The sequence below is a fragment of the Bacteroides sp. 43_46 genome, assembly GCF_001915455.1.
Lineage (GTDB): Bacteria > Bacteroidota > Bacteroidia > Bacteroidales > Bacteroidaceae > Bacteroides > Bacteroides caccae.
Genome location: NZ_MNQN01000017.1, coordinates 162,202 through 173,768 on the forward strand (window position 1 = coordinate 162,202; position 11,567 = coordinate 173,768).

Annotated in this window: 9 protein-coding genes; 5 read left to right on the forward strand and 4 right to left on the reverse strand. The window is 39.4% G+C overall.

Annotated elements, in window-relative coordinates:
• Positions 1–835 (forward strand): glycogen/starch synthase (locus BHV72_RS01820; RefSeq protein ID WP_286853872.1); only part of this gene is annotated, 835 nt, incomplete at its 5' end.
• A 19-nt stretch (positions 836–854) separates the two neighbouring features.
• The gene (gene bamH / locus BHV72_RS01825; RefSeq protein ID WP_250539592.1) at positions 855–2,543 is read left to right on the forward strand and encodes a BamH family beta-barrel-assembly machinery protein; all 1,689 of its coding nucleotides are present in this window, start codon (positions 855–857) and stop codon (positions 2,541–2,543) included.
• 161 nt (positions 2,544–2,704) lie between these two features.
• Here bamH and BHV72_RS01830 read toward each other — a convergent pair whose 3' ends face one another.
• From BHV72_RS01830 to BHV72_RS01840, 3 genes are read right to left on the reverse strand one after another with little or no spacing between them, the layout of a single operon-like run.
• Positions 2,705–4,156: a glycoside hydrolase family 57 protein gene (locus tag BHV72_RS01830; RefSeq protein ID WP_286853876.1), complete on the reverse strand. Its 1,452-nt coding sequence runs from the start codon at positions 4,154–4,156 to the stop codon at positions 2,705–2,707.
• Between the two features lie 17 nt (positions 4,157–4,173).
• On the reverse strand, positions 4,174–5,439 hold the full coding sequence (locus tag BHV72_RS01835) for a glycosyltransferase family 4 protein (RefSeq protein ID WP_005677403.1): 1,266 nt from the start codon (positions 5,437–5,439) through the stop codon (positions 4,174–4,176).
• Positions 5,440–5,455: 16 nt separating this feature from the next.
• Complete coding sequence (locus tag BHV72_RS01840; RefSeq protein WP_005677402.1) at positions 5,456–7,393, reverse strand: glycogen debranching enzyme N-terminal domain-containing protein; 1,938 nt, start codon at positions 7,391–7,393, stop codon at positions 5,456–5,458.
• 214 nt (positions 7,394–7,607) lie between these two features.
• Here BHV72_RS01840 and BHV72_RS01845 point away from each other — a divergent pair, with 214 nt between their 5' ends.
• On the forward strand, positions 7,608–8,351 hold the full coding sequence (locus BHV72_RS01845; RefSeq protein ID WP_005680140.1) for a rhomboid family intramembrane serine protease: 744 nt from the start codon (positions 7,608–7,610) through the stop codon (positions 8,349–8,351).
• Here BHV72_RS01845 and BHV72_RS01850 read toward each other — a convergent pair.
• On the reverse strand, positions 8,249–8,848 hold the full coding sequence (locus tag BHV72_RS01850; RefSeq protein WP_122264995.1) for a MarC family protein: 600 nt from the start codon (positions 8,846–8,848) through the stop codon (positions 8,249–8,251). The genes BHV72_RS01845 and BHV72_RS01850 overlap by 103 nt on opposite strands.
• 137 nt (positions 8,849–8,985) lie before the next feature.
• Between BHV72_RS01850 and BHV72_RS01855 the strand changes: the two genes are divergently transcribed.
• Both BHV72_RS01855 and BHV72_RS01860 read left to right on the forward strand, forming a co-directional pair.
• Positions 8,986–9,651, forward strand: a complete 666-nt coding sequence (locus tag BHV72_RS01855) for a Crp/Fnr family transcriptional regulator (RefSeq protein WP_005677397.1) — start codon at positions 8,986–8,988, stop codon at positions 9,649–9,651.
• A 26-nt stretch (positions 9,652–9,677) separates the two neighbouring features.
• Complete coding sequence (locus BHV72_RS01860) at positions 9,678–11,426, forward strand: SGNH/GDSL hydrolase family protein (RefSeq protein WP_055172834.1); 1,749 nt, start codon at positions 9,678–9,680, stop codon at positions 11,424–11,426.
• Positions 11,427–11,567: the final 141 nt, after the last annotated feature.

Sequence of the window (11,567 nt, forward strand, 5' to 3'; positions counted from 1 at the left end):
GACAAAGGCGAATAAAGTTTTATTTATTACTCAAGAGATTACACCTTACGTTTCAGAATCCGAAATGGCCAATATAGGTAGAAACCTTCCACAGGCGATACAAGAAAAAGGCCGTGAAATCAGAACTTTTATGCCCAAATGGGGAAACATTAACGAGCGCAGGAACCAACTGCACGAAGTGATTCGCCTCTCCGGTATGAACCTGATTATCGATGATACTGACCACCCCCTTATTATAAAAGTAGCTTCTATCCAATCCGCACGTATGCAGGTATATTTCATCGATAATGATGATTATTTCCAGAATCGGATGCAGGCTATGGACGAAAACGGCATAGAGTATGACGACAACGACAGCCGCGCTATCTTCTATGCGCGTGGTGTATTGGAAACCGTGAAGAAACTTCGCTGGTGTCCCGATGTAATTCACTGTCATGGCTGGATGACAGCGTTAGCACCTCTTTATATTAAGAAAGCGTACAAGGATGAACCGTCGTTCCGTGATGCCAAAGTTGTATTCTCTGTATATGAAGACGACTTCAAAAATACACTCAGTGACGACTTTGCAACTAAATTAATGTTGAAAGGAATATCTAAGGATGATTTAAGCAACTTAAAAGAACCGGTAGATTATGCCGCCCTTTGCAAACTCGCCGTGGATTATTCGGACGGAGTGATACAAAACAGCAAAAAGGTGAATGAATCTATCATTGAATATGCCCGTCAATCAGGTAAACTGATACTTGATTATCAGAACCCGGAGAACTATGCAGATGCTTGCAACGAGTTCTACGATCAGGTATGGGATGCCACTGCGAACAAAGAAGAAGAATAAAAATCAAGATACGACGATCATGAAAGCAAAATACGCCTTAATAGCTTTACTGGCAATCACTTTTTTCGGATGTGACGATAACACAGCCGGATTAGGACTGGGAATGTTTCCGGGAAGTGACCAGAATATCAATGGAAAACTGACTACATTTGACGTAACAACAAAATCTGTACACGCAGGTGAAGTATATGCAAAGACCAGCACCGGATACGTGGGAAAATTCACAGATGATACATTCGGTACATATGAGGCAGGCTTTTTATCTGAACTGAACTGTCCGGAAGGATTGAGTTTCTCTGAAATGTACAAAGAAAATGAAGCAGGGACTAAAGCCACAGGAAGTTTGGTTACTAGTTTTGATAATATAGAAATAGATAGTAAGATTAAAGATAGATTTACTTTAATCAAAGATGAGAATAATCACGTAATAGGCAATTGCCAAATAAATATCTACCTATGGTATAGTAGTTATTTCGGTGACTCACTAACTGCGTGCCGTTTAAGCATCTACGAATTAGATAAAAGGTTGAATGAAGAAGAGGCATATTATACCAATATTAATCCGGAGGATTATTACAAACAATCAGATTTATTAGGAACTAAAGCATATACTGCCGTAGATTTATCAGTAAGTGATTCTATTCGTAAACTTGATACATACGTGCCAAGTGTAAGTATTCGATTAGATCAAGCCAAAGCAGAGAAATTAGGACAGAAACTTTTCAAAGCTGACAGAAAAGATTTCTACAAGGCTTTTCCTGATCTATTCAGTGGCATATATGTAAAAAGTGATTATGGAGATGGTACTGTACTTTATATCAGTCAAGTACAAATGGATGTTGTTTCCATTGAATATGTGACAGATAGTATTACTGGAATTAAGCTAAAATCTAAAGTTAATGCGGAAAAGGACTCTATACAGTATACTGGCCGCACCTTCAATTCTACACGTGAAATTATTCAAGCTAATAGATTAGCAAATGATACAGAAGCTATTCAGAAGTGTATTGATAATTCTGATTGGACCTATTTAAAAAGTCCGGCTGGTATTTTTACTCAGGTCACTCTCCCTGTTAGCCAAATAGCAGAAAAACTTGAAGGTGATACATTGAACGCCGTTAAATTAGGAATTCCTATTTATAACGAGACTAGCGATAAGAAATTTGGGATGTCTATGCCTAGAAACGTTTTACTGATACGTAAAAAATATAAAGAAAGCTTCTTTGAGAATAATCAACTAAGTGATGGCGTTACTTCATCGCTATTCACCCCGACTTCTTCTACAAGTAATCTCACTGAATACACGTACAATAATATCACTAAATTGATAAATGACTGTTTAAAAGATAGAGCAGCAGCAGACAAGGAAATACAAGAGAAAAAATCTATCACTTTCCAAACATTTAATGATGAAGGGAAAATAGAGAACCATACTGTTAATAACATAAAAGACTGGGAAGAACTCAGTGATTGGAATAAAGCCATACTAATTCCAGTACTTGTAACAACAGATGCCGGTTCAAACGGTTATTATGGTAGCAGTTCTAATGTCATTGGTATCCAACATGACTTAAAACCAGGTTATGTACGCTTGAAAGGTGGATTAAAAGGAGAAGAGAAAGATTCTCAGGGCAATCCTGTATACCCAGAAAACATATTAAAACTCGAAGTTGTCTCTACAAACTTTGGTTCTACGAAAGCGAAATAAATAGCAGGAGAATATCATAAAAAATAGCGCGGACTACTAATTGTGTAATCTGCGCTATTATTTTAAAAAGGATATTTATTAAATACTATTTTCTATATACAACAGAACCGTGAGTCTGATATACATCTCACTCACGGTTCTGTTGTATATAGAATTTTATTTTATTCTTCTTTCTTTGTAACAGTCTTCTTGGCCCGTCCGACCGCTTTCTTTGATTCAGCAGTTTTCTTGGTCGCTGATTTCTTTGCAGCAGGTTCTTTCTTTACCACCGACTCTTTTGCCACAACAGCCTTCTTGGCCGCAGTTTTTTTAGCAGCCGTTTCCTTTTCGGCTTTTGCTTGCCACTTAGCTACTTCTTTCTGCAATTCAGTAATCTCATCACCCTGATTCTTAATAGTAGTCAAAAGAGAATTAAGTTCTTCACTATCCACATCTTCAGGATACAAAGAATTAACTCGTTTGATAAAGTCACCTAAGATATTCATGTAGTTGGTAAAAGCATCATAAGGAGAGTCATAGATACCACGATTCAACCAGATACCTGTATTCTTCGTTGTCATAAAACGGAAGTTATTACTAGCCTGCAAATAATCCCAGTCCTGCTTGATACGGCGATCGTCACTCAAATGCACACGTTCGGCAACGCTATATAGTTTATTAAAAGCTTCACGTTGAAGAACATTACCCAGCCAACTGCTCGTATCTCTTTCCTCATCTACCCATGACATCGGATAAGGAACATCAAGTTGAGAAACAGATTTCAACTTCGTTACAATCTCAGTCGGTGTAGAGAAAGTAATTCCTTTAGCTCTCGCACATTCCGGCAATGCTTTCAGGAATTCAAGAATATTGGAAGACAATGGTTGAGCCATACCAAGAGCACTCAATTCCATAAAGATATTGATTACTTGTTCTTCTTGCGGTAGCACATCAATCCAGTTGATATATTTATCAGCAAACAAAGGATATTCCGCCCAATCCGAATTAGAGAAACGCAGACTGATATCATCCGAAAGTTTGAAGTCCCTCAACAACAATTTAAGACTAGGTGCCAGGTTACAATGATATACATAATGCGGACTCTTCCAGCCCAACACATGTTTTGCCCCTTCCGTCAACATCCCCTTAAAGCCCATAGAAGCTACCAAGCCACCGATTTCATCGGAATAAATCAAGCTAGAATTACGGAATACTTTCGGTTCTTTACCAAACATTTGCTTCATCTTATCACGCTGGCGAAGTACTTCTTCGCGAAAACAATCCTCATTGGCCAGTGATGATAAGCCATGTGAATATGGTTCACAAAGGAATTCACAACATCCTGTATCATTCAACTGGTGCAATAAATCAATGACCGCCGGAGCATGGATTTCAAGCTGTTCCAAAGCTACTCCCGAGATAGAAAGCGCTACCTTGAAAGCACCGCCCGAACTTTTCGCCATCTCAATCAATGTACTAAGGGCAGGGAGATATGAACGTTCAGCAACTTCATTCATACCTGTTTCATTCGCATAGTCATCATAATAGTAATGATCATTACCGATATCGAAGAAACGATAACGTTTCAAATGGATAATTTGATGTATTTCAAAATAAAGACAGATAGTTCTCATTTTTATTTATTGTTTTGTTATTTACCATAGTTTCTTAACACATCCTCGTAAAGAGCACGAATTCTCAAGCCAACCTTTTCCCAAGTAATCCCATCAACTTCTTTCTTTCCTTCGTCCCGAAGATACTCGAAAAGAGATTGATTGGTGCAAAGAGAATAAATAGCATCAGCCATAGCATGAATATCCCAATAGTCGGTTTTAATCACCTTATCAAGAATTTCACCACACCCCGATTGCTTCGAAATAATAGAAGGTGTACCACACTGCATTGCCTCCAACGGAGCAATACCAAAAGGTTCGGAAACGGACGGCATAACAAATACGTCACTATTCTTATAAACCTCATATACCTGTTTACCTTTCATAAAGCCGGGGAAATGGAAGCGATCGGCAATACCACGTTCCGCCACCAAGTTAATCATGGCATTCAACATATCGCCTGAACCTGCCATAACAAAACGGATATTACGAGTACGCTGCAAAACAAGTGCCGCAGCCTCCACAAAGTATTCCGGTCCCTTCTGCATAGTTATACGCCCGAGGAAGGTTACCACTTTTTCTTTTGGATGTTCAGGACGCGGAATATCTAAAAGTTCCTGAGACAATGGATAAACAGCATTGTGCATAGCAAATACCTTTCTAGGGTCCTGATGATATTCGTTAATCACTGTGCGGCGAGTAAGTTCAGATACACACATAATACAATCAGCATGATCCATCCCGTTCTTCTCTATAGAATAAACAGTAGGATTGACTTTACCGCGAGAACGGTCGAAATCAGTGGCATGTACATGAATACAAAGCGGTTTGCCACTTACCATTTTGGCATGTACACCGGCAGGATAAGTCAGCCAGTCGTGCGCATGGATAATATCAAATTCCTGCTGACGAGCCACTACTCCGGCAATGATCGAGAAGTTATTAATTTCCTCGTGCAAGTTTCCGGGATAACCTCCTGCAAACTCCATACATCCCAAATCATTGACGTGCATATAAGAAAAATCGGCATAAATATGATCGCGGAAAGAATAGTATTCTTCCGGAGACATCTCCAACAAGCGAGACTTCAAGTAGTCATAATTGATATCACGCCATACAATAGGTACTTGGTTCATACCGATTATTTTTAAGAACTTTTCTTCTTCGCCGCTAGGCTTAGGCATACAAAAGATTGTTTCCATGTCACCTTGCAAGCTCAATCCCTTAGTTATTCCGTAAGAAGCAACCGCAAGACCACCATATATTTTGGGAGGGAATTCCCATCCAAACATTAAAACTTTCATCTTCGTTCCTCCTTTTTTAATAATACTTAGACAGTAGCTTTAAAACACGCAATATTTCTGCCACATTCATTGCAAACGATACCGCGCCACGTCCTTTGAAAGGTGGGTTTCCATCAAATAGTTCGGCAATGGAGCCCACACAATGGCTTGTCATCTCATCATCATAGCTAATCAACTGGCGTTCGACGAATGACAGTCCGCTCATCTTATAGATTCGCAAATAAGCCTCCAGATAGAATCCCATTAGCCAAGGCCATGCGGTTCCCTGATGATAAGCATAATCCCGCTGTACCTGCGGACCTACATAATTCGGATTATATCCGCCACTCTTCGGGCTCAACGAACGGATTCCCTTCGGAGTAAGCAATTCCTTAGTCACAATATCAAGCACTTGTTTCTTTTGCGCCCTATCTAAAGGAGAATAATCAAATGCTACTGTAAATATCATGTTAGGGCGTACACTCCAATCCATCATATTACCATCCACATAATCAAGCAAATACCCATATTCGTTCCGGAACACATCCACAAATGACTTTCCGGTCACTTCAGCTTGTGCGTCAAGTACATCTGCAAAAATTGCATCTCCACCTTCACGCACTAGATCTGCCACAAAACGCAGCGCATTATACCATAAAGCATTAAACTCAACAATATATCCTGTACGGGGAATTACCGGATGACCGTTTACGGTAGAGTTCATCCATGTAATCGCTTTTTCCGTACCATTTGCATAAAGCAGCCCGTTTTCATGCAAGAAAAGGTTATCATGTTTCCGCTGACGGATATATTCCATGATATCTTTCAGAAGCTCTCCATATTTCTGACGACATTGCTCTCGGGAAGTCTCTTTTGCATATTGTTGCAGAGCCCAAACAGCCCAAAGCAAAACATCAGGATGTTCCATCTCATAGATTTTGTAACCCACAGGTTCTTCATTAATGAAGTTACGAATTGCTTTTTCCGCTGTTTTCATCACATCCTCAAACTGGTCGATTTCGTCAATAGCAAGCGTCAGCCCCGGCAAAGCAATAAACATATCGCGTGCACGGCATTTAAACCATGGATAACCGGCAAGGATATAATGTTCACCTTCCTGTTGATTGTGATATTGGTGAGCAGAATTTTTCAGACAGTGATAAAAACTATCACGCGGTGTACGATCAGCCACTTCCGCCTCAAATGTCTGTTTCAGTCTCCGAGGGGATATTTCTGAAGTCCCGGCCGAGAATACAATACTCTCCCCTTTCTTTATATCCACCTCAAAATAACCGGGAACATAAAGATCTTCATTGAAATCATACCCTCGTTCCTGTTCCTTCGGGTATTCAATGCCACGATACCAGTCGGGTAGGAAATGGAACTCACATTTTTTGTTCAACTGCATATACAGTTCCGGATAGCCCGGATACATACAAGTCCTTATACCGTTTTCCACAAGTTGATACTCGCGGCTTGCCTGTGCATTTTCGTGAGTATACTCACGTACACTTCTGAAAGCAAGGAACGGACGGAAGCGCAAAGTCGTTGCCGAATGCGCATCAAGTAAAGTATAACGAATCAGGATTCTATTTTCATGATGTACAAAGATTTTTTCTTTGCGGAGAATTACTCCTCCAACACGGTAAGTTGTCGCCGGGATATGTTCACAATCAAACTCACGGATATACTTGTGCCCGTTGGGACTAAAGTTGTTCCCCTGATATTTATGCAATCCCAAGTTAAACTCCGCACCATGTTGAATTACCGTTTCATCAAGAGAAGATAGCAGCACATGATTTTCATCGTCGAGATTGGGAACGGGAATCACCAACAGGCCGTGATATTTGCGTGTGTTACAATCAACAATCGTTGTACAATGATAAGCTCCTGCCTTGTTCGTCCGGAGAATTTCTCTCTGCAGAGATTCTTCCAGATTCGTCATGAGGGTCTTGTCAAATCGTAAATAACTCATAGTTGTGCATTATTTAAAGGTTAATTATTGGCTATTATATCATACTTGTATTTATTACTATATCGCATACAGAATGGTTGTAGCACCATATATAACAGGTACAATGTCCAAATGTACAAATTCTAGATAAAAACAAAAATAAAAAGGGTTTTTATTTTCAGATTTTGTGCAAATATTCGTAGTATTGCGTAAAATATCTAAAGAAAAGAAAGTCATGAAACAAGATATTCAGCGTATCATGCTAGCTGCAGCAAAGCCATTGTTTCTTATTTTCATTCTTTATATGCTCAAGATTGTAGAGGTCGGGATGCATTGGGATCTCTCTCACTTGGGGATATATCCTATGGAAAAACGTGGAGTTTTCGGTATTCTGACTCATCCGTTGATACACAGTGGATTCAGTCATTTACTGGCTAATACGCTCCCGCTATTTTTCTTATCATGGTGTCTTTTTTACTTTTACCGGGGAATAGCGGGAAAAATTTTTATCCTGATTTGGATCGGTGCCGGACTACTTACCTTTATTATAGGTAAACCGGGCTGGCATATAGGTGCCAGCGGATTAATCTACGGTCTTGCCTTTTTCCTTTTTTTCAGTGGCATTCTCCGCAAATACGTACCACTTATTGCCATTTCTCTGCTTGTCACCTTTTTATACGGAGGAATTATCTGGCATATGTTCCCCTATTTCTCTCCCGCCAATATGTCGTGGGAAGGACATCTAAGCGGTGGAATTATGGGAACACTCTGTGCCCTAGCTTTTGTGAATCACGGGCCTCAACGCCCGGAACCTTTTGCAGATGAAAAGGATGATGACGAGGAAGAAGAGGAGAATCCGAAGGAGGAATTTTCCAATCAGGACTTATGCAATGCCTCAATCAACAACGTTATATTCGCCGTAAACAACCTGACAGAGATAGCCAACAGGATAATTCCAAAGAACTTGCGAATAATATAAATACCACCTTTCCCGAGGAATCGTTCCACACGACCGGTCATACTCACAACAAAGAAAACCCAGATCATATTCAGAACCAAGGCGATGATAATATTAATGCTGGCATATTCTGCCCGAAGGGAAAGCAAGGTAGTAAAAGCTCCGGCACCGGCTAAAAGAGGAAAAACAAGCGGAACTAGAGTAGCTTCTTTGATAGGTCCCTGATTTTTGAAGATTTCAATATCCAGAATCATTTCCAAAGACATGAGGAAAATAACAAATGCACCTGCAACAGCAAAAGATTCAATATCTACATGGAAGAGTCTCAGCATCATGTCCCCTGCATAAAAGAAACCGATTAATAAGGCAAAAGAAATAACGGTAGCCTTCATTGCATTCACATCCTTCCCCTTTTCTTTCAGGTTAATAATAATAGGTATAGAACCGATGATGTCTATTACCGCAAAAAGCACGATAAACGCACTAATCATCTGTTGCCAGTTAAAGCCTGCAAACATAATTTCCTCCTTTTTTTATGCAAATATACTCTATTTTTATGCATTCAAACAATAAAAAAAACAAAAAGAAGGGTCAGATGTTGACAGCAGTATTGTATAATGAGTAAATTTGTACAATAAATAAGAGATAACAACGTATGGAAACAATGTTCGACACTTTGCTCCAATTACCTTTATTTCAAGGTCTTTGCCATGAAGATTTCACTAGTATTTTGGATAAGGTAAAGCTACATTTTATCAAGCATAAAGCCGGAGAAACTATCATTGAGAATGGTAGTCCTTGTAAGCAACTCCGTTTCCTGTTAAAAGGTAAAGTATCTATCGTCACCACTTCCAAAGAAAACATATACACTGTCATTGAGCAAATGGAAGCACCATATCTGATAGAGCCACAATCGTTATTCGGCATGAATACGAATTACGCATCCTCTTATATAGCGCATACAGAAGCCCACACAATCAGTATTAGTAAAGCCTTCGTACTTAGCGACCTGTTTAATTACGATATATTCCGGCTCAACTATATGAATATTGTCAGCAATCGTGCACAAAATCTTTACTCCCGACTATGGGAAGAACCGACTATAGACTTAAAGGAGAAGATTTCCCGCTTCTTCTTACTGCATTGCGAGAAAACACAAGGAGAAAAGATATTCAAAGTAAAAATGGATGATTTAGCTCGCTATTTAGACGATACCCGTCTGAATACTTCCAAAGCACTTAACGAATTACAGGATAAAGGATTGATAGAGTTGCGACGAAAAGAAATTCTTATTCCTGATGCACAGAAGCTCATTATATAAATTAAGTTATATTATTTATACCACCTATGAAAACAACACATTTACACCTCTTTCTTTTTATTCTTTTTTTAGGTTGCACTTCATCACTAACAGCACAATATAAGTGGTTCAATCCACAAAAAGAAAGTTTTCCGGTCGTCCGTGGACAAGCATGGCAAGAAGATCCCGCAGGATTTTACACACGACTTCCACAACGGGCTAAAGATAAAGTACGAAAAGCGGTATGGGACTTATCACTCCAAAGCGCAGGACTCTCCATTGCATTTCGTTCCAATGCTCCGGAAATAAAAATTCGTTATGTTGTGAAAGGCGCTCTTTCCATGCCACACATGCCAGCAACTGGTGTCTCTGGCATTGATTTATATGCAACCGACAATAATGGTCAAGAGCGTTGGTGTGTTGGACGGTATGTTATGCAGGATACCATTACATACGATTTTAGCGGACTTTCGTATGCCGCAAAAACCGGAAAAGGTTTTGAATATCAATTATTTCTACCTCTTTACAACAGTGTGTCATGGCTAGAAATCGGTGTACCCGAGAACACTTCTTTCCGTTTTCTTCCCGTCTCACAAGAAAAACCCCTGGTTATTTACGGAACTTCCATTGCACAAGGGGCTTGTGCCTCCCGTCCGGGTATGGCATGGGGAAATATTTTAAATAGAAAGTCGGAACATCCCGTCATCAATTTGGGATTCTCCGGCAATGGCAAACTCGAGAGCGAACTATTCGACTTATTGTCCGAGATTGATGCAAAACTGTTTATCATTGACTGTATGCCCAACCTACCGGGAAAGAGTGCAGAAGTGATATACGACCGTACCTTAAAAGGAGTAAAGAAATTACGCGAAACCAGCAAAGCACCTATTTTACTAGTAGAGCATGACGGATATGCCAACGATGTCACTTCCGAAAAAGCAGAAGAATCATACCGCGTAGCTAATACTGAATTGCGAAAAGCATACAATACTTTACAAGAAGAACAAATTCCGGATATCTATTATCTGACAAAAGAAGAAATAGGTATTCCGGCAGACGGTATGGTAGACGGAGTTCATTCTACTGATTTAGGTATGCAGCAATATGCAGACAGTTATTTAAAAAAGATACGGGAAATATTACATGAAAAGAATGAAGGTCCCACTTCATGTATTCCATGCAAACAACAAAGAGATTCCTATGATTGGTACGCGCGTCATGAAGAAATCCTTAAATTAAACCGAGAAAATGCCCCAGAAATCATTATGATAGGTAACTCTATCACGCATTACTGGGCCGGCGAGCCTACTGCACCGACACAACGTGGAAAAGAAGCTTGGGACAAGCTATTCAAAAACAGGTCAGTTCGCAATCTCGGTTTCGGCTGGGATAAAACAGAAAACGTATTGTGGCGCATCTACCATGGCGAATTGGACGGTTTCAAAGCAAATATGATTTTTCTACTGATAGGAACTAATAATCTTCAATTTAATACAGATAAAGAAATTCTGCAAGGTATTCTTCAGGTCACCGAAGCTATTAAAATACGCCAACCACAAGCTAAATTATGCGTAATGGGAATCCTCCCAAGAGCAAACACAGAAAAACGTATTCAGCAAATTAACAAAGAACTTCGTAAGAAGCTAGAACAGAATTGTATTTATATAAACTTAAGCAATCTGTTGACAGATAAAAATGGCATTATCAATTCATCCTTATTCAGCGATGGACTTCATCCTAATACTAAAGGATATGAGAAAATAGCAGAGGTTTTAAAAACTTACCTAGATAATTAGATAGATAGTTAATTATATAATTCCCTGTTTAGGTAGCACAAATAGGATCATTTTGTCTACGATTACTAAACGACAAACATATAACCACCATTAAAAAATAGTTTTTCCCTTTTCTTATTTATGTTTCTAAAAGATTAAATT